General features: G+C 75.8%; 17 protein-coding genes. 2 read left to right on the forward strand and 15 right to left on the reverse strand.

The window, feature by feature from the left end:
* Positions 1-9 precede the first annotated feature (9 nt).
* The 4 genes from C8D89_RS13095 to C8D89_RS13110 form a co-directional block, all read right to left on the reverse strand.
* On the reverse strand, positions 10-1179 hold the full coding sequence (locus C8D89_RS13095) for a serine hydrolase (protein WP_165825686.1): 1170 nt from the start codon (positions 1177-1179) through the stop codon (positions 10-12).
* A gap of 201 nt (positions 1180-1380) precedes the next feature.
* Positions 1381-2583: a DNA polymerase III subunit delta' gene (locus tag C8D89_RS13100; protein WP_116708585.1), complete on the reverse strand. Its 1203-nt coding sequence runs from the start codon at positions 2581-2583 to the stop codon at positions 1381-1383.
* A gap of 46 nt (positions 2584-2629) precedes the next feature.
* Complete coding sequence (locus C8D89_RS13105) at positions 2630-4657, reverse strand: bifunctional MFS transporter/dTMP kinase (protein ID WP_116708586.1); 2028 nt, start codon at positions 4655-4657, stop codon at positions 2630-2632.
* A gap of 58 nt (positions 4658-4715) precedes the next feature.
* Positions 4716-5195 (reverse strand): MarR family winged helix-turn-helix transcriptional regulator, encoded by a 480-nt coding sequence (locus tag C8D89_RS13110; RefSeq protein ID WP_243418071.1) that lies wholly within the window; start codon positions 5193-5195, stop codon positions 4716-4718.
* A gap of 96 nt (positions 5196-5291) precedes the next feature.
* Between C8D89_RS13110 and C8D89_RS13115 the strand changes: the two genes are divergently transcribed.
* Positions 5292-5957, forward strand: a complete 666-nt coding sequence (locus C8D89_RS13115; protein ID WP_116708588.1) for an FMN-dependent NADH-azoreductase — start codon at positions 5292-5294, stop codon at positions 5955-5957.
* A gap of 33 nt (positions 5958-5990) precedes the next feature.
* On the opposite strand, the gene topA is transcribed toward C8D89_RS13115, so the two are convergent.
* The 3 genes from topA to C8D89_RS13130 all read right to left on the reverse strand — a co-directional run bounded on the left by topA (position 5991) and on the right by C8D89_RS13130 (position 12713).
* Positions 5991-9017, reverse strand: coding sequence for a type I DNA topoisomerase (gene topA / locus C8D89_RS13120; protein WP_207787205.1), 3027 nt, complete (start codon positions 9015-9017; stop codon positions 5991-5993).
* Positions 9018-9221: 204 nt separating this feature from the next.
* A complete protein-coding gene (locus C8D89_RS13125; RefSeq protein ID WP_116708589.1) occupies positions 9222-10151 on the reverse strand; it encodes a hypothetical protein in 930 nt (309 codons plus the stop codon).
* 258 nt (positions 10152-10409) lie between these two features.
* On the reverse strand, positions 10410-12713 hold the full coding sequence (locus C8D89_RS13130; RefSeq protein ID WP_116708590.1) for a sodium-translocating pyrophosphatase: 2304 nt from the start codon (positions 12711-12713) through the stop codon (positions 10410-10412).
* 223 nt (positions 12714-12936) lie between these two features.
* Between C8D89_RS13130 and C8D89_RS13135 the strand changes: the two genes are divergently transcribed.
* Positions 12937-15285, forward strand: coding sequence for a DEAD/DEAH box helicase (locus C8D89_RS13135; RefSeq protein WP_116708816.1), 2349 nt, complete (start codon positions 12937-12939; stop codon positions 15283-15285).
* A 419-nt stretch (positions 15286-15704) separates the two neighbouring features.
* Here the strand turns inward: C8D89_RS13135 and C8D89_RS13140 are convergent, their stop codons facing one another.
* The 8 genes from C8D89_RS13140 to ssd form a co-directional block, all read right to left on the reverse strand.
* The gene (locus C8D89_RS13140) at positions 15705-16349 is read right to left on the reverse strand and encodes a bifunctional DNA primase/polymerase (RefSeq protein ID WP_116708591.1); all 645 of its coding nucleotides are present in this window, start codon (positions 16347-16349) and stop codon (positions 15705-15707) included.
* Positions 16350-16583: 234 nt separating this feature from the next.
* The gene (locus tag C8D89_RS13145; protein WP_116708592.1) at positions 16584-17006 is read right to left on the reverse strand and encodes an Rv3654c family TadE-like protein; all 423 of its coding nucleotides are present in this window, start codon (positions 17004-17006) and stop codon (positions 16584-16586) included.
* Positions 17003-17521 (reverse strand): TadE family type IV pilus minor pilin, encoded by a 519-nt coding sequence (locus tag C8D89_RS29750; protein WP_279323383.1) that lies wholly within the window; start codon positions 17519-17521, stop codon positions 17003-17005. The genes C8D89_RS13145 and C8D89_RS29750 overlap by 4 nt, the downstream gene beginning before the upstream one ends.
* On the reverse strand, positions 17518-17724 hold the full coding sequence (locus C8D89_RS13155) for a DUF4244 domain-containing protein (protein ID WP_243418072.1): 207 nt from the start codon (positions 17722-17724) through the stop codon (positions 17518-17520). The genes C8D89_RS29750 and C8D89_RS13155 overlap by 4 nt, the downstream gene beginning before the upstream one ends.
* A gap of 42 nt (positions 17725-17766) precedes the next feature.
* Positions 17767-18501 carry a type II secretion system F family protein gene (locus tag C8D89_RS13160; protein ID WP_243418073.1) on the reverse strand — a complete coding sequence of 245 codons (735 nt, stop codon included), beginning with the start codon at positions 18499-18501 and terminating at the stop codon, positions 17767-17769.
* Positions 18498-19310: a type II secretion system F family protein gene (locus tag C8D89_RS13165; protein ID WP_243418074.1), complete on the reverse strand. Its 813-nt coding sequence runs from the start codon at positions 19308-19310 to the stop codon at positions 18498-18500. The genes C8D89_RS13160 and C8D89_RS13165 overlap by 4 nt, the downstream gene beginning before the upstream one ends.
* Positions 19307-20566, reverse strand: a complete 1260-nt coding sequence (locus tag C8D89_RS13170) for a TadA family conjugal transfer-associated ATPase (protein ID WP_116708593.1) — start codon at positions 20564-20566, stop codon at positions 19307-19309. The genes C8D89_RS13165 and C8D89_RS13170 overlap by 4 nt, the downstream gene beginning before the upstream one ends.
* Complete coding sequence (gene ssd / locus C8D89_RS13175; RefSeq protein ID WP_165825687.1) at positions 20563-21657, reverse strand: septum site-determining protein Ssd; 1095 nt, start codon at positions 21655-21657, stop codon at positions 20563-20565. The genes C8D89_RS13170 and ssd overlap by 4 nt, the downstream gene beginning before the upstream one ends.
* Positions 21658-21755: the final 98 nt, after the last annotated feature.

Raw genomic sequence — 21755 nt, forward strand, 5'->3', positions numbered from 1 at the left:
AGGATCGTCTCAGGCGACGCAGAGGACCCGAGCACGGTCCGGTGGGTCCTCGAGGGACGCCGCGAGCAGGCGCGTCTGGGCCACCGCGACGGCCGCGGGATCGGTGGTCGGGGCGAACCCGCGACCGAGCACCACACCGATCCCGAGGGTGCTGTCGGGCCGGCGGATGCTCAGGGCCATCGTCCCGCTCCCGACGAACGACCCGCCCTTGATCGCCCGGACCTGGCCGTCCGGCCGCGGTCCGGCGTACTCGAGCTGGGCCCGCGCCACGTCGGCGCCGGGCCCGAACGAACCGCTGATGACCGCCCGCCACAGTCCGGCGACCTGGGCCGCCGTGCCCGTGGACGTCGACCTCGCCCACCGCTCGTTCTCGAGCAGGAACGCCTCGGTGTCCTGGGCCAGCGCGACGAGACGTCGCTGCGAGTCCTCCCGGAATGCAGGGTCGGCGGCGTAGCGGCGGGCCAGTGCGAGCTCCGCGGGCGCGCGCTCCGCCCGCGGGGCGGAGAGCGGGGGCGCCTCCCGTGGGTGCACGAGGGCGAGCTGGGCACCGAGCTCGGAGGGCAGGTCGAGGTCATGCCACCCAGCCGCCTCGGCGGCGTCGACCAGCGCCTGATCGCCCAGGCGGTCGCGCAGGTGGTCGGCCGCGGCGTTGTCGCTCCGCTGGACCATGGCCGCGACCAGCGAGGACAGGGCCACCGTCCGCTCCGGGTCGGCGACGACGCCCCGCTCGCTGCGGGGGATGCCGAGCAGGTCGAGCGAGGCGACGTGGGCACCGCCGTCGGCCGGCAGGTACCAGCGCTCCCAGTCCCCGACCCGGACCGGCTCGTCGGGGTCCACCCGGCCCTCGGCGACCGCCCGCCCGTAGGCCGCCACGTGCACGACCTTCACCGCGGACGCCAGCGGCATCGGCCGATCGGGCGCGTGCGAGACCACCGAGTCCCGCGCGCCGCGCCCGTCGTCGACCACCAGGGCGACGTCCTCCGGCGCCGACGCGACGAGGCCGAGCCAGCCCTCGTCGGTCGTGGGGTCGGGGGCGGGTGCCGGGGGGCACGACGTCGGGCGGGGCGGGTTGGCCGGGACCGAGGCGGCCGGCACCTCCGCTGGTCCGGCCGCGCCGGTGGGCGCCCCGGACGAGCAGGCCACGGGCACGAGCAGCACCGTGGCCAGTGCGATCCCCACGAGTACGCTTTTCCGTGATTCCGGCATGGCAACACGTTAGCAGTGCACCGCTGGCGCGGGTGTTCCTCGAGGAGGAGGGGCGGGGGCTCCCGAGGGGATGTACGCACAAGATCGCGTCGAGTCCGCCGGCGGCAGCCCGGCGGCGCCGACGCGATCTCGTGCACAGGTCTCGCAGAGGAGCCCCCCCCCCGAGCCCGGCCCTCAGCCCGACCGCAGAGCCGTGACCAGCGCGTCGATGGCGATCTCGGGCTTCACGTTCGCGCCGAGGGCGTCGCGGCAGGCCAGCACGGCCTCCAGGCGGCGCAGCGATGCCTCGGGCGTGCTCTCGCGTGCCGCGGCGCCGACCTCGGTGGCACGGTCGGGGTGGGTCGAGGTGACCGACGCGCCGAGACCACGGGCGAGGACGTCGCGGTAGTAGCCGGCGAGGTCGACCAGCGCGCGGTCGAGGGCGTCGCGCTTGGTGCGGGTCAGCCGGGATCTCTGCCGCTTCTCGAGATCCTTCTCCGCGGCCCGGGCCGAACGCTGGGCCTGCGCCGTGCCCTTGCCGGTGCCGCCGGCACCGAGGGAGACCGCGAGCTCCTCGCGCTCGGCCTCGTCCCGGCTCGCGGCGAGGGCGGCGGCCTCGGTCTCGGCGGCGCCGACCATCGCGTCCGAGGCGGCGAAGGCGTCCGCCGCTGATCGCAGCGCCCGGGGCAGGGCGAGCACGGCGTCGCGCTCCTCGCGGGCCTCCGGCACGCGCGCCAGCCGACGCGCGCGCCCGATGTGCCCGCCGCACACCGACGCCGCCCACGTCGCGTCGGCCTCAGGAACGCCGTCGCGCTCGACGAGCACCGCGGCGATCGCCTCGGGCGCCGGTGTGCGCAGCCGGACCCCGCGGCAGCGCGAGCGGATGGTCACCGAGATGTCGTCGGGGTGCTCCGACGGGCAGCAGAGCAGGAACACCGTCCGCTCCGCGGGCTCCTCGACCGACTTGAGCAGCGCGTTCGAGGCCTGCTCGGTGAGCCGGTCGGCGTCCTCGACGATGACGATCTGCCAGCGCGCCGTGGTGGGCCGGCGGGCGGCGACGTCGATGGTCGTGCGCACCTCCTTGACGCTGATCGACAGGCCCTCGGGAACGATCTCGCGCACGTCGGCGTGGGTGCCGGCCATGACCGTGCGGCACGCGGTGCAGGTGCCGCAGCCCTGGTCCGGGCACTGCAGCGCCGCCGCGAACGCCCGCGCGGCCACGGAGCGACCCGAGCCGGGCGGGCCGGTGAACAGCCAGGAGTGGGTCATGGCCCCGCTCGCGGCGGGCGTGCCGTCGTCCGGCTCGTCGGAGAAGCGCACCCGCGCGGCGTGCGCGGCCGCCGCCTGCAGGGCCTCCACGGCCGCGGGCTGACCGACGACCTGGGACCAGACACTCACGACGTCGATGATGCCGCACCCGTCCGACGGCCCGGGTGGACGGACCTCAGTGCTGCGCGGGCGCCGGCTGCACCGGCAGCGGCCCGGTGTGGGCGCGCTCGACGACGGGCGTGAGCACCTCGCGCAGGCGCGCGGCGACCTCGTCGGGCGAGCCGTCGGCGTCGACCCGGACGTAGCGGCCCGGGTCGGCGGCGGCCATCTCGGTGAGCGTGCGCTGCACCTGCCACGCGTTCACGATCCCTCCGGTGACGGGGGTGGCGTCGTGGACGCGGGGATCGCGGTCGAGCAGGACGGTGACGTCCGGGCGCAGGGAGCCGGTGGCCCAGGCGCCGAGACGCTGGAGGTCGGCGGCGTCGAGCTCGTCGCCGACGCGGGCGAGCGGGGAGTCCAGGTAGCCCTCGATGACGACGACCTTGCCCGCGCGCAGCGCCGGCAGCACCTCGTGGGCGAGGACGTCGGCGCGCACGGCGGCGGCGACGAGCGCCCGCGCGCGCTGCCCCTCGACCCCACTGGCCCCGACCGCGGCCGAGATCCGCGCGGTGTCGGTGGCGCTGCGCCCGGCGAGGACGACGTCGACGCCCTGGTCGGCCAGCCAGCGCACGAGGCGGTCGCTCTGGTCGGCGGTGTCGGCGCGCGAGGCGCCCTCGACGGCCACGAGCAGGCCCGGCTCGCCGTGGCGCTTGCGGCGCAGCGCGCGCTTGACGTCGGCGAGGATCGTGCGGTCACGCCGGTCGTCCATCTGCCGGTAGGCCAGGACCCCGACCGCGGCCGCGACCACCCCGGCGCCGAACAGCACGAACCGCGTGCCGTCGACCTGGGCGGGCTGCCCGAACAGCGTCAGCGTCCGCGACTGCACGAGGCCGACGAGCAGCGGCACCACCGACATCGACGCCAGCAGGTCGACCCGCACGATCGACTGCACGAACGCCACGACGCGCCCGCGCACCGCGTCCTCCACCTGCGCGCCGATGATCGTCAAGCCGGTGAGCAGGGCCGTCCCGGCGAAGAGCCCGACCAGGACGACGGTGGCCAGCGCGAGGTAGAGGTGCCACGCCACGGCCACCGTGAGCAGCGAGAGCCCCGCGCCGACGATCGCGACACCGAACAGGCGGTTGTGCGGCATCCGCTGGGCGACCCGCGGCACGGTGGCCATGCCCAGCGCCAGCCCGGTGAACAGCGCGATGAACAGCAGCGAGTACGCGGCGTCACCGCCGCCCAGGCTGGCGGCGTAGAGCCGGGCACTGGCGATCACCGCACCGCCGGCGGCGAACGCGCCGACGATGCCGATGACCAGGCCCCGCACCAGCGGTGTGGTGGAGACGAACTGGGCGCCGTCGCGCAGCATCGCCAGCAGACCCGGCGCCGCCTCGCGGCGCTCGGCGCTGCGCCCGGAGATCTCCGGGATGCGGAAGGCGACGGTGGCCGCGATGAGCAGCGCGGCGAGGCCGTTGACCACGAGCGCGAGGTGGGCCGTGGTGGTCGGGCTCGGGTCCCACCCGGGGATGTTGCCCGACTTCGAGATCAGCGCGAACACCCCGGCGGCGCTGATCACCGACACGCCGTAGGTCATCACCAGCGAGAGCTGGTTGGCCGTCTCGACCTGATCCTTGCGTCGCAGCAGGTTGGGCACCGACGAGTCCTTCGCCGGGATCCAGCACAGCGCGCACAGCTCGATGAGGAACGTGGCCACGAACAGCCACCACAGGGAGCCGACCAGCGGGATCGAGAGGAACAGCGACGCCCGCAGGACGTCACAGGTGACCATCACCGTGCGCCGGTCGAACTTGTCGGCGAGCACGCCGCCCAGCGGGGCCATGAACAGCGCGGGCAGCAGCTTGGTGGCGACCACGCCGCCGAGGGCGAAGCTCTGCGCCTGGTAGCCGTCGGTCAGCTGCGTCGCGAGGGCCGTCAGGGCGAGCAGCGAGAGCCAGTCCCCGAAGCTCGCGACCGCCGTGACGGTCCAGAGGCGACGGAACGGCCGGATGGCGAGCACGCTGCGGATCCGGTGCGTCGCGGACGCGCCGGACCCCGCGTCGGCGGCCGCGCCGCCGTGCTGCTCGTCGATCCGGATCACCCCCCCATGTCGGGTCCCAGCCGCCCGAGGGTATCGGGGGCGAGCGACACGACCGCGCTCAGCAGGCCCCGCCGGCCTGGATCTCCTCGGCCACCTGGCAGGGCGCCGGTCCGTCCGATCCCACCGCGAGCCGTTGCAGCAGCGCGCGCAGCTGGTCGCGCTCGCCCGCGTCGAGGGGGCTGAGCAGCTCGTCCTCGGCGTCCCGCAGCCGCCGCTCGAGGGCGCAGAGCCGCTCGCGACCCGTGTCGGTCAGCAGGACGTGGCGCGCCCGCCGGTCCGCGGGGTCGGGGCGCCGCGCGACGAGCCCGGCGCGCTCGAGCTCGTCGAGCAGGTAGGTCATGACCGTCCGGTCGACGCCGAGCGCGCGGGCCAGCGCGAGCTGCGTGGCGGGCGGGCCCTCCTCGAGGCTCGCGAGCACGTGGTAGCCGCGCGGGCCGCCGGGCAGGTCGGACACCACCTCCTGCACCGTCCGCAGGTGGGCGCGCGTGACGCGGCCCAGGGCCCAGCCCAGGTCGGCGGCGACGCGCGGGGTGGTCACGCCCACAGACTAGCGGCCGGCGAACACGTCTGTTGACACGATGGTCTGTAGGACAGAACATCTTGTCGACCGCGCGTTTCGTTCCCGGAGGACACCGTGACCCTGTTCCGCCTCGACAGCAGCATCCGCACCGAGGGCTCGGTGAGCCGCGAGGTCGCCGACACCCTCGAGCGCGCGTACCGCGAGCAGCACCCGGCCGACGAGGTCGTGCGTCGCGACCTGCTGGCCGACCCCGTCCCGGTCGACGCCTGGCCGCTCGCGGCGTTCGCGAGCGCCCTGCCCGCCGACCGGCGGACCGACGAGCAGCAGGCCGCCGTCGCTCTCGCCACCCGGCTCGCCGACGAGCTCGCCGCGGCCGACGCGGTCGTCATCGCGACGCCGCTCTACAACTTCGGCGTCTCCCAGCACCTCAAGGCCTGGATCGACCTGCTCATCACCGATCCCCGGTTCGCGCCCGGCACCTCGCCGCTCGCGGGCGCGCCGGTCACGGTCGTGGTCGCACGCGGCGGCGGCTACGGCGAGGGCACGCCCCGCGCCGGCTGGGACCACGCCACCGGCTGGATCGTCCGCATCCTCGCCGACGTGTTCGGCGGCGACGTCACGCTCGTGGAGGCCGAGCTGACGCTGGCCGACACGGTGCCCGCGATGGCCGAGCTGCGCCCGCTCGCGACCCAGGTGCGCGCGCAGGCCCACGAGCGGGCCGAGGGCGTCGGCCGCGCGATGGCGCGGGTCGTCGCCGAGACCCTCACGCGGGTGGCGTGACCGCAGGGGCCGGGACCGTGGCCGGTCCCGGCCTCACGTGGTGGGCGTGCCCCGCTGCGACCCGGACTTCCCGGTGGACTTGGCCGTGGAGTTGGCCGTGGTCTTCTTCGCGGGGGCCTTCTTGGCCGTGGTCTTCTTCGCGGGGGCCTTCTTGGCCGGGGCCTTCGTGGTGCCGGCCTTCGTCGGCTTGGTGCCGTCCTTGGCGCGCTTCTCGGCCAGCAGCTCGGCGGCGCGTTCGTCGGTCAGCGACTCGACCGCGTCGCCCTTGCGCAGCGAGGCGTTCACCCCGGCCCCGTCGGTGACGTAGGGGCCGAAGCGGCCGTCCTTGACCACCATCGGGTTCCCCGACGCCGGGTCGGTGCCGAGCTCCTTGAGCGGCGGCTTGGCCGCGGCCCGCCCCCGCTGCTTGGGCTGGGCGTAGAGCTGCTGGGCCTCCTCCAGCGTCACCGTGAACAGCTTCTCCTCGCTGTCCAGCGACCGGGAGTCCTTGCCCTTCTTGAGGTACGGCCCGTAGCGCCCGTTCTGCGCGGTGATCTCCTCGCCCGACTCGGGGTCGGTGCCGACGACCCGCGGCAGGCTCAGCAGCTTCAGCGCGTCGTCGAGGGTGATCTCCGAGAGCGTCATCGACTTGAACAGCGAGCCGGTGCGCGGCTTGGCCTTGTCGCCCTCGGGCAGGACCTCGGTGACGTAGGGCCCGTAACGGCCCTCCTTGGCGAGGATCTCGTGCCCGGTCGCCGGGTCGGTGCCCAGCGAGCGCCCCTCCTGCGGGGTCGCGAAGAGCTGCTCGGCCAGCGCCAGGTCGAGCTCGTCGGGCGGGAGGTCGTCGGGCAGGTTCGCCCGCTGCGAGCGCTCCTCGCCGTCCTCCGTGACGATCCGCTCGAGGTACGGCCCGTAGCGCCCGACCCGCACGACGACGTCGCGGCCCTGGTCGTCGGCGAACATCCGCAGCGAGTTGACCTCGCGCGCGTCGATGCCCTCGAGCTTGTCACCCACGAGCTTCTTCAGGCCGCCGGCCTGTGACATCGCGGCTTCCACGCCCTCGGCGCCGGTGTCGGCCCCGTGCCCGTTGGCGCCGTTGCCGTTGGCGCCGAAGTAGAAGTGCGACAGCCACGTCTCGCGCTGGGTGTTGCCCGCGGCGATGGCGTCGAGCTCGTCCTCGAGCGCGGCGGTGAAGTCGTAGTCGACGAGCCGGCCGAAGTGCTGCTCCATCAGCCCGACGACCGCGAACGCGATCCAGCTGGGGACGAGGGCCTGGCCCTTCTTCCAGACGTAACCGCGTTCCTGGATGGTGTTGATGATCGACGCGTAGGTCGAGGGACGGCCGATGCCGCGCTCCTCGAGCGTCTTGACCAGGCTCGCCTCGCTGTAGCGGGCGGGCGGGTTGGTGCTGTGCCCCTCCGGGGTCAGCTCCTCGGCGTGGACGCCGTCGCCCTCGGCCAGGCGCGGCAGGCGGCTCTCGGCGTCGTCGGCCTCGCCGCCGGCCTCCTCGTCGACGGTCTCGACGTAGGCGCGCAGGAAGCCGGGGAACGTGATCGTGCGCCCGGAGGCGGAGAACGTGCACTCCTCGCCGGTGGCCGCGGTGCCCGTGATGCGCACGCTCATCGTGGTGCCGCGCGCGTCGCGCATCTGGCTCGCGATGGTGCGCTGCCAGATCAGCTCGTAGACGCGGAACTCGTCGCCGGAGAGCTCTCCTCCCACCTGGCCGGGGGTCCGGAACGTCTCCCCCGCCGGGCGGATCGCCTCGTGCGCCTCCTGCGCGTTCTTGACCTTGCGCGTGTACTGGCGCGGCTTCTCGGCGACGTTCTCCTCGCCGTAGAGGTCGCGGGCCTGGGTGCGCGCAGCGTTGATCGCGGTCTCCGACAGCGTCGTGGAGTCCGTGCGCATGTAGGTGATGTAGCCGTTCTCGTAGAGCCGCTGCGCGGTGCGCATCGTGCGCTCGGCCGAGAACCGCAGCTTGCGGCCACCCTCCTGCTGCAGCGTGGAGGTCATGAACGGCGCGTAGGGCTTGCGGGTGTAGGGCTTCTCCTCCACCGAGGAGACCGTGTAGTCGCGGTCGGCGAGGGCCTCGGCCAGGCGGCGGGCGTCGCCCTCGTCGAGACGTCGGACCTCGGTGGAGCCGGAGCCGCTCTTGAGCTGCCCGCGGGCGTCGAAGTCGCGGCCGGTGGCGACCCGGGCGCCGTCGATCGCCGTCAGCGAGGCCTTGAAGGTCGGCGTGTTGCCGGTGTCCTGGGCCTTGTCGGTGCGCAGCTGCGCCTCGATGCCCCAGTAGCCGGCGGAGACGAACGCCATCCGCTCGCGCTCGCGCTCGACGATGACGCGGGTGGCCACCGACTGCACCCGGCCCGCCGAGAGCTTCGGCATGACCTTCTTCCACAGCACGGGGCTGACCTCGTAGCCGTAGAGCCGGTCGAGGATGCGGCGGGTCTCCTGCGCGTCGACGAGGTCCTGGTCGAGGTCGCGCGGGTTCGCGGCGGCGGCCTGGATCGCCGACTCGGTGATCTCGTGGAACACCATGCGCCGGACCGGGACCTTCGGCTTGAGGGTCTCCAGCAGGTGCCAGGCGATGGCCTCGCCCTCGCGGTCGCCGTCCGTCGCGAGGTAGAGCTCGTCGACCTCCTTGAGGGCGTCCTTGAGCTCGGTGACCGTCGACTTCTTGTCCGGCGAGACGACGTACAGCGGCTCGAACGAGTTGTCGACGTCGACACCGAGGCGCGCCCAGGACTGGCCCTTGTACTTGGCCGGCACGTCGGCGGCGCCGCGCGGCAGGTCGCGGATGTGGCCGCGGCTGGACTCGACGATGTAGCGCGAGCCCAGGTAGTCGGCGATCTTGCGGGCCTTGGCCGGGGACTCGACGATCACCAGTCGGCGGCCGCCGTCGCCGGCGGGCGTCGCGCCGCCCCGACCGGTCTTCCTGCCGCCGCCGGAGCCCTTGGCCCGGGACGTGGCGCCCGACGCCGCGCGCGTGCCGGACCGCCCCGTCGACCCCTGCTCGGTGGGGGTCGCGGTGTCGGTGGTCGCGCTGCGTGCTGTCGTCGAGCCCTTCGTCGGAGCCACGGGCATGCCTCGTCTCGTCGTACCGGTGGCGGATGGCCACTCGCCGCCAGTGTGCCTCACGGTCTCCCCGGCGCCAGGCTCCACCGGTGGCGTCACGCCGTCCACGGGTGGAGGAACGCGGGGCGACGGCGGCCGTTCGGCCCTCGTCCTGGACCGATCGTCGCTGGACACGGGGCCGCTTCCGGAGCATCCGGCGTGGTGTCAGCGGCCTCACACCGGCCAGATGCCCTCGACGAGATCGCGGGGGGGACGCCCCACCAGCTCGCCGAGCCGACCCTGCCGTCGGGCGCCGACGATACGCAGGGCCGGCGAGCGGCCGTCACCGGCCAGGGTCGCACCGAGTCCCGCGCGGCGACTCGCCGTGAGCAGGAGCTCGTCGAGGCACCGGGCGACGGGGTCCAGGCCGAGGCTGTAGGCACGGCCGTCGCGCCCGCCGGCCGCGAGCACCCACAGCCGCAGCCGCGGTCCGTCGAGCTCGAACCCCGGCGGGAGGACCTTTGTTCCCCGGTCCGTGGTCCAGCCGCGGGCGAGGTCGGCGAGATCGGTCCGGAACGCCGTGCGCACCTCCGGACGCCCGTCCCCGGCGTGCCCCACCTCCGCCGGCACTCCCCGCGCTTCCAGCGCGCAGCACACCGCCCGCGCCCGCCACCTCGCCACCGGGTCCTCCGCCTGCGGGGGCCGATCGCACACGGGTGTGCGAGCAATGCGGCTTTGCTGGCGTTCAAAGCCAGGATCGCCACATCCTCGCGGCAGCGACACGCCGGTCGGGCGCGGGCCCGGGCCGGCGCGCACCCCGAAGCGGGCGGCAAGCTCGTCGGGATCGAGGTCGAGGAACGCCAGGTCCTCGAGGTCGACGTCGAGGTCCGGTACGGGGTCCTCGAAGGCCGGCTCGGCGGGCGCATCGGGTACCTCCGCGTCGTCCTCCGCGTCGTCCTCCGCGTCGTCCTCCGCGTCGTCCCGCGCGTCTGCGTCCTCCCCGGCGTCGTCCTCCGGCTGCGGCGGCGGACCCAGGACGATCACCAACCGCGCCGCCGACCCGCGGCCGAACAGCTCCGCCTGCCCGGGACCGCAGAGCAGACCCTCGAGGTCGCCCAGACCGCGCGGACGGGCGTCCGCCGACCAGAACGACAGCTGCCCCACGACCGCGGAGCCTAGAACACGCGTTCGAACGGACGACGCCTCCGACACGGGCCTCACACCGTCCGCAGGCCCACCACGCGCAGGAGGTCGAGCAGCACGGCGTCGTGGCTGCCGGGCACGGCGGAGCAGGCGACCCGCCGCTGGTCGTCCTCGGGCACCTCGCCGCACTGACGTGACCTCCCCCTGGACGAACGAACGGCGCGTTCGCTGCTTCGCGAGCAGCGAACGCGCCGTTCGTGTCGTGCGGAGCGGGCCCCGTCAGGCCTGCGCGGTCGCCGGGGCGTCCTGGTTGGAGTCGGCGATCGCGGTCGAGCGGCGCTTCGACACGTAGATCGCGACGGCGATGCCGAGGACGGCGACCACCGCGATGGTGATGCGCACCGCGGGGTTGGCGTCCACGCCGACCGACAGGGCGACGACGGCCGGGGCGATCAGCACCGAGACCAGGTTCATGACCTTGATCAGCGGGTTGATCGACGGGCCGGCGGTGTCCTTGAACGGGTCACCGACGGTGTCGCCGATGATCGTCGCCTCGTGGGCGTCGGAGCCCTTGCCGCCGTGGTTGCCGTCCTCGACCAGCTTCTTGGCGTTGTCCCAGGCACCACCGGAGTTGGCCAGGAACACCGCCATGAGGGTGCCGGCCGCGATCGCGCCGCCGAGGTAACCCGCGAGCGGGCCGACGCCGAGACCGAAGCCGACGGCGATCGGGGCGAGGATCGCGAGCAGACCCGGGGTGGCCAGCTCGCGAAGGGCGTCGCGGGTGCACAGGTCGACGACCCGGCCGTACTCGGGACGCGCCGAGCGGTCCATGATCCCGGGGATGTCGCGGAACTGGCGACGCACCTCGAACACGACCGCGCCGGCCGCGCGGGACACGGCGTTGACGGCCAGGCCCGAGAACATGAACACGACGGCGGCGCCGATGATCACGCCGACCAGCAGGTTCGGGGCGGTGATGTTGTAGATGTCGCCGAGCGCCTGGCCCGCCTCGCGGTAGGCCGTGGTGATCGCGTCGTTGTACGACCCGAACAGCGCGGTCGCGGCGAGCACCGCCGTCGCGATCGCGATGCCCTTGGTGATCGCCTTGGTGGTGTTCCCGACCGCGTCGAGCTCGGTGAGAATGTCCGCACCGGCGCCCTCGACGTCGCCCGACATCTCGGCGATGCCCTGCGCGTTGTCCGACACCGGACCGAAGGTGTCCATGGCGACGATGACGCCGACCGTGGTCAGCAGGCCGGTGCCCGCGAGGGCGACGGCGAACAGCGCGACGAACACCGAACCCGAGAGCAGGAACGCGCCGTAGACCGAGGCACCGATGACGAGCGCGGTGTAGACGGCGGACTCGAAGCCGACCGAGATGCCGGCGAGGATCACCGTCGCCGCACCGGTGAGCGAGCTCGTGCCGACGTCCTTGACCGGCTGGGTCTCGGTGCCGGTGTAGTAGCCCGTCAGCGACAGGATGACGATCGCGAGCACGATGCCGATGGCGACCGCGGCGAACGCGATGATCTGCGGGTTCCCGGCCGCGGCCAGGTCGCCGATGCGGGCGGCGTCGACGCCGGGCAGCTCGGCGAAGCTCGACGGCAGGTAGGTGAACGCGGCGATCGTGCACAGCACGATGGAGATAACCGCGGACACGTAGAAGCTGCGGTTGATCGCGCGTAGCGCGTTCTCGCCCTCGCGGGTGCGGGTGATGAACACGCCGATGATGGCGGTGACGACACCGATCGCCGGGATGATCAACGGGTAGGTCAGGCCGAGGGTGCCGAACGCGACCGAGCCCAGGATCAGCGCCGCGACCAGGGTCACGGCGTAGGACTCGAACAGGTCGGCAGCCATGCCGGCGCAGTCACCGACGTTGTCGCCCACGTTGTCGGCGATCGTCGCGGCGTTGCGGGGGTCGTCCTCGGGGATGTTCTGCTCGACCTTGCCTACGAGGTCGGCGCCGACGTCGGCGGCCTTGGTGAAGATGCCGCCGCCGACACGCATGAACATGGCGAGCAGGGCCGCGCCCAGACCGAAGCCCTCGAGGACGCGGGGGGCCTCCTCGTGGAAGATCAGCACCACGATCGCTGCGCCGAACAGGCCCAGCCCGACGGTCGCCATGCCGACGACACCGCCGGTCCGGAACGCGATCTTCGCGCCCTTGTCGCGGCCACCCGGCTCGCGGGCGGCGGCGGCGACGCGGATGTTGGCCTGCGTCGCGAGGTTCATGCCCAGCGCACCGATCGCCATCGAGAAGAGGGCGCCGACGACGAAGGCGACCGAACGGCCGATCAGCTCGCCCGTGCTGTTCGCGGGCAGGGCGAAGAGCACCAGGAAGACGACCACGATGAACGGCGCCAGGGTCCTGAACTGGCGCTTGAGGAACGCGCTGGCGCCCTCCTGCACCGCCCGGCCGATGTCACGCATGCCCTGCGTGCCCTCGTCGGCGGCGAGGACCTGCTGGCGCAGGACGACGCCGATGATCAGCGCGATGGCGGCCACGGCTGCCACCACGATGACCACGATGTTGTCGCTCGCGGAGAACGAGATCCCCGCGGCGAGGACGGACGCTTGCATCCAGCCTCCCGGTTGGCTTCAACGCACGACGCGCCCGGCCAGGCCTCGCGGCGACCTCGGCGCGTGATTCAGCCACCGGCCCGACACGCCGGGTGGTGGACAGGTGCCGCAGTGTAGGAGGTGCGTGTCACCAGGGCGCACAGCAGTTCCCCCGGTGGCTGTGAGGTGCCTTTCTTTCACGAGGGGCGGCGAGACCGACGAGGCTGTGTCAGTGTCGGCGTGCGTGGGCGGCAACCACAGCGACGACGTTCTCGAGGGCCCGAGCCGGGGCTCGGTGCTGCTGCGCCGCGTCCTCGCCGGCACGCCCGCGGGCGAGAGCCCGCTGACCCACGCCGAGTTCGTCGCCGCCCGCGAGGGCAAGACCGAGGGCTGGCCCGCCTGGGTGCCCGAGGCCGTCCGCGCCCCGCTGACCGCCCACGGCGTGACGCAGCCGTGGAGCCACCAGGTCGCCGCCGCGGAGCGGGCGTGGGCGGGCGAGCACGTCGTCGTCGCCACCGGCACGGCGTCGGGGAAGTCGCTGGCCTACCAGCTGCCGGTGCTCACGCGCCTGCACACCGACCCCCGCGCCACCGCGCTCTACCTCTCGCCGACCAAGGCGCTCGGCGCCGACCAGCTGCGCACCGTGCTCGACCTGGACGTCGAGGGCGTGCGCGCCGCGTCGTACGACGGGGACACCCCGATCCCCGAGCGCGACTGGGTGCGCCAGCACGCGACGTGGGTGTTCACCAACCCCGACATGCTCCACCGCGGGGTCCTGCCGCGGCACGGGCGCTGGACGACCTTCCTGCGCCGTCTGCGCTACGTCGTCGTCGACGAGTGCCACACCTACCGAGGGCTCTTCGGGTCACACGTCGCGCTGCTGCTGCGCCGGCTGCGGCGGGTGTGCGCGCGCTACGGCGCGCACCCGACCTTCGTGCTGGCGTCGGCGACGGTGTCCGAGCCGGCGCGCTCGGCGTCGGTGCTGACCGGCCTGGACGTGGCCGACGTCACCGAGGACTCCTCGCCGCGCGGGGCGCGGGCCGTCGCGCTGTGGGAGCCGCCGCTGCTCGAGGAGGTCACCGGGGAGAACGGGGCGCCGGTGCGGCGTTCGGCGGGCGCGGAGACCTCGCGGATGCTGGCCGACCTCGTGCTCGAGGGCGCCCGGTCGCTGGCGTTCGTGCGCTCGCGGCGCGGGGCGGAGCTGACCGCGCTCGGGGCGCGGCGGGTGCTGGCGGAGGTCGATCCCGATCTGGCGGAACAGGTCGCCGCGTACCGCGCCGGCTACCTGCCCGAGGAGCGCCGGGCCCTCGAGCAGGCGTTGCTGTCGGGGTCGCTGCGCGGGGTGGCGACGACGAACGCCCTGGAGCTGGGCGTGGACATCGCCGGGCTCGACGCCGTGGTGGTGGCCGGTTTCCCCGGGACCCGGGCGTCGTTCTGGCAGCAGGCGGGGCGCGCTGGGCGGTCGGGGGACGATGCCCTCGTTGTCCTCGTGGCCCGCGACGACCCGCTCGACACCTACCTCGTCCACCACCCCGAGGCGATGCTCGGCGCGCCGCTCGAGCGCTGCGTGCTCGACCCGACCAACCCCTACGTGTTGGCCCCGCACCTGGCCTGCGCGGCGTCGGAGATCCCCCTGACGCGCGAGGACGTGGAGGCGCTGGGAGGCGCGTCGGCCCTGTCGGTCGTCGACGACCTCGTGGCCGAGGGGTTGCTGCGCCGGCGTCGCGGCGGGTGGTTCTGGTGGCACCCCAGCGACCGCCCGCACGCCGGCGTCGACATCCGGGGCAGCGGCGGCGAGCAGGTCGTCCTCGTGGAGTCCGACACCGGGCGGATGCTCGGCACCGTCGACCCGGGGACCGCGCCGGCGACGATCCACCCGGGCGCGGTGCACCTGCACCAGGGCGAGAGCTACGTCGTCGATTCCCTCGACCTCGACGAGGGAATCGCGCACCTGCACGCCGAGGACCCGGAGTGGACGACCCAGGCGCGGTCGGTGATCGATATCACGGTCGAGGAGACCGAGCAGTGCGCGTCGTACGGGGATCTCCAGGTGTGTCTGGGAAGCGTCGAGGTGACCGAGCAGGTCGTGGGTTTCCTGCGCAAGCTCCCCTCGGGCCGGGTGATCGACTCGGTGCCGCTGGACATGCCCGCGCGCTGCCTGCGCACCCGTGCGGTCTGGTACACGCTCCCCGAGTCAGCGCTGGTCGTGGCGGGGTTGCCGCCGGCGCGGTGGCCGGGAGCGCTGCACGCCGCCGAGCACGCGGCGATCGGGATGCTTCCGCTCGTCGCGACCTGCGACCGCTGGGACATCGGCGGGGTCTCCACCGCTCTGCACCCCGACACCGGCCGGCCGACGGTGTTCGTCCACGACGGTCACCCCGGCGGCGCGGGCTTCGCCGACCGCGCGCACGAGGCGATCCGCGAGTGGCTCGCGGCCACCCGCGACGCGATCTCGGCCTGCGAGTGTCCGTCGGGGTGCCCGTCGTGCGTCCAGTCGCCGAAGTGCGGCAACGGCAACGACCCGCTCGACAAGACCGGCGCGATCCTGGTGCTCGACGCGGTGCTGGGGCGGTTGGCGGAGGGGCCGGGGTAGCAGCGAACGCGCTGTTCGTGCGCGTAGAAGCAGCGAACAGCACGTTCGCTGCATCGGGGGCGAGGGTTGGGCTCCGCCGCGGGTCGGGGGTTCTCCGGTCCGTCCCGACCCGCGGCGAGGTCTTCACGCCGCAGGCCGGGGAGATCGTCGACCCGGCCTGCGGCGCCGTGTGGGGCGGCGGTGGGCGACGCGCATCGCGTGCGCCCACCGCCGCGGGGTCCTCCCCTGCGCCGGACCGGCGGCCGGTCGCGACGGGTGCACCGGCGCGTCGGCGTGGGGTGTCCGGGTGGGGCGACGGGCGCGGCTGTCGGCGGCCTGCGCAGCTCCGCTGCGCGTCGTGCCGCGTGGACGGCCTCGCTGGTCGGCGTCGGCCCCGAGGGGACCCGTGAGTGGAGTTGTGGGGGTGTCGCGGTCGCGGTCTAGGAACGGACCCCGGTCGCGACGGTGGCCAGGCGGTAGGTCGAGCCGCCGCCGGCGATGGTCGGGCGCTGCGCGACGGCCTCGGCCAGCGCGTCCTGCACCCGGAACGGGTCGGGCAGGTTCCAGCCGCAGGCCGACGGGCGCACCCGCCAGTGGACCGAGCCCTGCGGGTAGGTCGACGGCGGTGCGGCGAACCAGCTGCCGCGGCCGTGCAGCACGATGCCCGCCCGCTCGGCGAGGTCGGGGCGCAGCGGCTCGCCGGCGCCCACCGGGAACAGCCACTCGCCGGTCGGCGTGGCGGCGATCGGGACCGGGACCCCGACCGCACGGAGCACCGCAGCGGCCCGGCGACCGACGGTGGCCGGCACCTCGAGCACGTCGAAGGTCAGGCCGGTCGGCAGGATGATCGAGTAGGGCAGACCCGACCACCACTCGGCGATCTGGTCGCAGTCGGTGGAGGCGCGGCGCGCCCACTCGTCGAGCACGGGGCACGGCCCGACCTGGGGGGCGTCGGGGCAGCCGCTCCAGACCTCACCCTGGGGGAACGTGCCGGGGACGACGGCCCACCCGTGGTCGGCGAGCACCATCGCCTCGGCGCGGAGCTCCGTGCCGTAGACGGCGCGGTAGCTGTCCCACCACTGCATCGGTTCCTCCTCGGCCCGGTCCCGAACCCTCCAGCCCGGTGACCTGTTCCCAGTAACGGCTCGCGCACGTCGCTTCGCCACCCGTCATCGCCCATCGGCCGTGATCACACGCCGAGCGTGGCCCTCGGCCCCGCTCAGCGGGCGAGCGCGCGACGAGCCGGAGGGACCTGCCCGTTTGCCCGACCGGGTCGCCGCTCGGCCGGGACCGCCCTCCGCTCGTCCCGGGCCCGCTCGTCACCGGTCGCCCCCGGTCACCGGCGGACGCCCGCTCGGGGGGCCCTCGGCCGCCACCGGTCCCGCGCGGGCGTGTCCAGCGGCGTCGCCGGACACGCTGGGCATGCACCCGCAGGCGCTGGCCGTGATCACGATCACGGTCCATCCCTCGACGGCGCAGTGGACGAGCCGGGCGCCGTTCGTGGCGACGACGTCGGCGGCCCGGGCGCAGGCCACGTCGCGACCCCGAACGACCTCCCGCGCGCCGGCGAGAGCGGCCAGGTCGGCGGCGGTCTCGGCCCGGTGCCGCGCGAGCGTCGCCGCGCCCACCTGCAGCCCCAGCCCCAGCAGCAGCACGAGGACGCCCACGGCCGCCGCGGCGAGGACGGTGACCGCGCCGGTGTCCTCGGCGCGGCGCCACCGACCGCCCGCCGTGCCGCTCATCGGGGGGCTCCGGGCCGGCCGGGGAGCGGCTCGGTGAGCGGCGGCCCACCGGTGGGCGGCACGTCCGCCGCCGCGGTCGTGGCGGCGGGTGGCGTCCCCGACGCCGGCGGCTCCCCGGTCGTCCCGGCACCGCCGTCGTCCGCGGCGCCGGCGAGCGGATCGGGTCCCTCGACCGCGGCGACCGACGCCGGCTCGCGGGACGCCGTCGCCTCGGCGGCCACGCGCACGGCCGGCAACGCCGAGCCGAGCGGGGGCGCGCGCACGCGGGCGACGACGTCGTCCCCGCGGACCTCGACGCTCACCTCCGCCCCGCCGGGCAGCAGCCGTGCCGCCGCCCGGCGGGCGCCCTCGGGGTCGCCGCGGGCCGCCAGCCGGGCCGCCTCGGTGGCCGCATCGACGCACCGCAGTTGGAGCACCATCGCGCCCATCGCCGCCAGCACCGCGGCGAGCACCACCACCAGCGTCCCGACGGCGAACGCCGCCTCGACCGTGGCCGAGCCCGCGTCGGCGGTCAGAACGTGCTCGTCAGCGCCCGCTGCACGATCGCGGTGAGTGCCCCGACGATCGAGTCGCCGGTGATCACGGTGTAGAGCAGCGCACCGAAAGCGGCCGCCGCGATCGTGCCGATGGCGTACTCCGCGGTCGACATGCCGGCGTCGTCGTCCCGCAAGTGGGCCAGGCGGGCGCGCACGCCCGACGGACTGGTCGATGTGGACACGGGTCTCTCCTCTCCTCCCACGCCCCGGCGGGGCGTGCGGCCTCATCGCTGCTCCAGCAGCGGACCGGCGAGCCCCACGACGACCGGGACGATGCCCAGGGCGAGGAACGCCGGCAGGAAGCACAGGCCGAGCGGCCCTGTGACGAGCACGCCCGCCCGCTCGGCGCGCGCCTCGACCTCGTCCGCCGCCTCGCACCGGACGTCATCGGCGACAGCCTCGACCACCTCGGCCACGGCGGCGCCGCTGCGCGCCGAGCGGCGGGCGGCGCGGGCGAGCCGGGCGGTGTCCGGTTCGTCGAGGGCCGGTGCCCACGCCGTGGCGGGGTCGGCGCCCAGGGTGACGAGGTCGGCGACCCGGGCGAGCGCGGCGCCCGCCGCGGTGGGGAGCACCGGGATGACGGCCCGCGCCGCGTGGTCGAGTGCGAGCCCGGCGCGCAGGCAGGCGGCGAGCTGGTCCCAGGCGCCGGCGAGGCCGAGCGGGTCGGGGCGCGAACGGGCGTGGTGGGTCCGCCACCGCGGTAGGAACCCCGCGACCGCGAGCCCCGCGCCGACGGCGAGCGCCGCCGGGGCCGCGCCGAGACCTGCCACGCCCGCCGCCAACCCGACGACGACCAGCGCCGCGCCCGGCACGAGCCCTTCCCGCGCGCCGGCCGCCGGCCGCAGAGGCCGCGGAGGCCGCGGGACGGCGCGGTGGTGGGCGGTCACCGGGCCCGGCGCCACGAGCAACGCGGCGGCCAGGGCGAGCAGGGCCGCGCCGACCGCGTCCGCGGCCGTCACCGCGCCACCCCGTCGACGATGCGCTCGGTCCACGCGAGACCGGCGCAGGCCAGGCCCACGCCCACCACCAGGAGCCCCTGGCCGACCAGCCCGCCGGTGAGCACCGCGATCGGTCGCGCGCCGATCCCCTCCCCGAGCAGGACCCCGAGCACCGGCAGCCCGGCGAGCACCGCCGCGGTCGCCCGCGGCCCGGCCAGGCGCGCCCGCAGACCGCCGGCGACGCGCGCCCGGGCCCGCAGGTCTTCGGCGACCGCCCCGGCCGGGCCGGCCAGCGCGATGCCATGGCGCTCGGCCAGGGCCCACGCACCGGCGAGGCGGTCGAGGTGCTCGGCCACGGCCGGCTCCCGGGTCCGCGCGGCGCGCAGGACCTGGGGCACGTCGCCACCGAGGTGGGCGGTCGCGCCGACCAGCGCCATCACCCGCGCGGCGGCCGGGTGGGCGTCGGCGCCCGCGGCGGCCGCCGCCCCGGCCGGAGGAGCGCCGGCCCGCACCTCGGCGGCGAAGGAGGCCAGGGCCTCGGCCAGCCCGGCCGTCGCCGAAGCCCGCTCACGTTCCGCCCGCGCCGTCGTGCGGTGCCGGTGCAGCGTCGCGGCGAGCACGACGGCAGCCACCGCGCCCCCGGGGCCGGCGAGCAGCCCCCCGAGGACCGCGGCGGCGGGCAGGAGGACCGCGCGGCGCCCGACCAGCTCCCGCGCACGGCCCGGGACCGCGAGCCGCGCACCACGCGGCGGTGAGAGCCGCAGCGCCACCCGCGGCGGCGGCCAGCTCGCCAGCGCCGCGGCGAGGAGGAGCAGCGCCGGCGCACTCACGCCGGCTCCCGGTGCAGCAGCGACACGCCGGCAGCGACGGGCACCGCGTGCGACGTCGGGGCGGGCGGACCGTCGGGCGGCGGGTCCTCCCACGGCGGCGCCACGCCGCGCTCGCGCAGCACGGCCGCCAGATCGGCCCGCCCGACCGCCCAGCCCTCGCCCCGTGACCAGGCCGGCACGACCGCCACCTCGCCCGCACCATCGCGCCGCCGCAGCACACCGACCGCGTCGAGGACGCGGCGCCCGTCGCCGCCGCGGCGCACCTGCAGGACGACCTGCACCGCCGCCGCGAGCTGGCTGTGCAGCGCCGCCGGGGCCAGCCCGCCCAGCGCGGCGAGCGCCTCCAGCCGCGCCGGTACCTCCCGCGGCGCGTTCGCGTGCACCGTGCCCGCGCCGCCGTCGTGGCCGGTGTTGAGTGCGGCGAGCAGCTCGACGACCTCCGCGCCCCGGACCTCGCCGACGACGAGCCGGTCGGGGCGCATCCGCAGCGCCTGGCGCACGAGGTCGCGGAGCAGGACCTGCCCGGCCCCCTCGACGTTGGCCGGCCGGGCGACCATCCGCACCACGTGCGGGTGCGCCGGCCGCAGCTCCTCGGCGTCCTCGACGCACACGATCCGCTCGCTCGCCGCGACCTCGCCCAGCAGCGCCGAAAGGAGCGTCGTCTTGCCCGAGCCCGTGCCCCCGACGACGAGGAAGGCCAGGCGGGCGGCGACCACGGCCCGCAGCAGCGCGGCACCGCCCGCGTCGACGGTGCCGCCGGCCTCGAGCGCGGCGAGGTCGTGACGGGCGGGCCGCAGCACGCGCAGGGACACGCACGTGCCGTCGGCGGCGACGGGCGCGAGCACCGCGTGCAGCCGCACACCCGAGCCCGGCAGGCGGGCGTCGACGTAGGGGCTCGCGTCGTCGAGGCGGCGCCCCGCCGCGCCCGCGAGCCGCTGCGCCAGGCGGCGGACCGCGTCCTCGTCCGGGAACGACACCTCCGTGCGCTCCAGGCCCGCCCCGCGGTCCACCCAGACCGCGTCCGGGGCCGTGACCAGCACGTCGGAGGTGGCAGGGTCGCGCAGCAGGGGCTCGAGCGGACCGGCGCCCACCAGCTCGCGCTGCAGGCCGCGCACCGCCGCCAGCACGTCGGCGTCGCCGACCACCCCCCGCGCCTCCGCCCGCACGGCCGCCGCGAGCTCGGTGACCCCGGCCTGCCCGCCGGAGGTCACCAGCCGCGCCCGCACCCGCTCGACGAGCTCCGGGGCGGTGCTCATGCGGCCCGTCCCCGCTCGGTCACGGCCTCGAGCGCGTCGAGCACGGCCACGGCCGCGTCCTGCAGCGGACCGCGGCGCAGCCCGGGCACGCGACCGCGATCGAGCGCCGCCGCGAGCCCCGGCTCGGGCGCCACCGACACGAGCAGGTCGATGCCGAGGGCGTGCGCCACGTCCTCGCCGTCGAGGCCGCCGGGCGCGGGCCCGCGCACCACGAGCCGCAGCGGCACGCCGCGGTGCGCGAGCGGCTCGGCGACCCGGGTGGCCGCGGCGACCGCGCGCACCTCGGCGGGCACGAGGAGCACCACGAGGTCGGCGGCGTCGGCGACGGCCAGCGCCGTGTCCGTGGGGTGGCGGGGCAGGTCGCACACGACGATCTCGCCCGCCCGGCGCCCGGCCTCGATCACCGCCACCGCCGCGCCGGGCTCGGGCCCGGCGCCGCCGCGGTCGCACGAGAGCACGGTGAGCAGGCCGTCCGGGGAGGGCAGGGCCTCGTGCAGCGACGCCGCCGCCACCCGGCCGCCGCCCCCGTGGCCGAGCGCCAGCCCGCCCCACCGCAACCCCTCGAGCTCCTCGGCCCCGGCGACCAGGTCGAGCCCCCCACCGAGCGGGTCGCAATCGACGAGCAGCACCCGCGTCCCCCGGCTGCCCGCACGGGCGGCGACGGCCACCGCGAGCACCGAGGCCCCGGCCCCGCCGCGCCCCCCGACCACGGCGACGACGCGGCCCGGGCCGGACTCGGGCGCCGGACCAGTGTCGGCGAGCGCCCCCACCAGCCAGTCCTCGCCCTCGGGCAGCGACACCACGTGCTCGGCGCCCACCCCGACCGCGCGCTCCCAGATCGTCCCCGGGGGTTCGTCGCGGCACAGCAGCACGACCCCGTCGCGCCGGCCGAGCCGCAGCGGTCCGACGGCCCGCGCGGCGGCCTCGTCGAGCAGCACCAGCCCGGCGGAGTGCCATCGGCGCCGCACGCCGGCGGCGTCGGGCACCCGTTCGAGCTCGACCCCCGCCGCGGCCGCGAGACGCACCACCTCGTCGAGGAGATCCTCGTCGTCGGTCATCACCACCACGCGTCGCGCGCCCGTCCCGGTCATCCGCCCGCCCTCCTCGTCCGCGGCGCGCTACCGCGCCGGCGAGGAGCACGCTGCCCCGACGCCGACCGTCGGCGGGAGCACGGGCGGGGCGCCTGTGG

The organism is Actinomycetospora cinnamomea, from assembly GCF_003096675.1.
Classification (GTDB): Bacteria; Actinomycetota; Actinomycetes; order Mycobacteriales; family Pseudonocardiaceae; genus Actinomycetospora; species Actinomycetospora cinnamomea.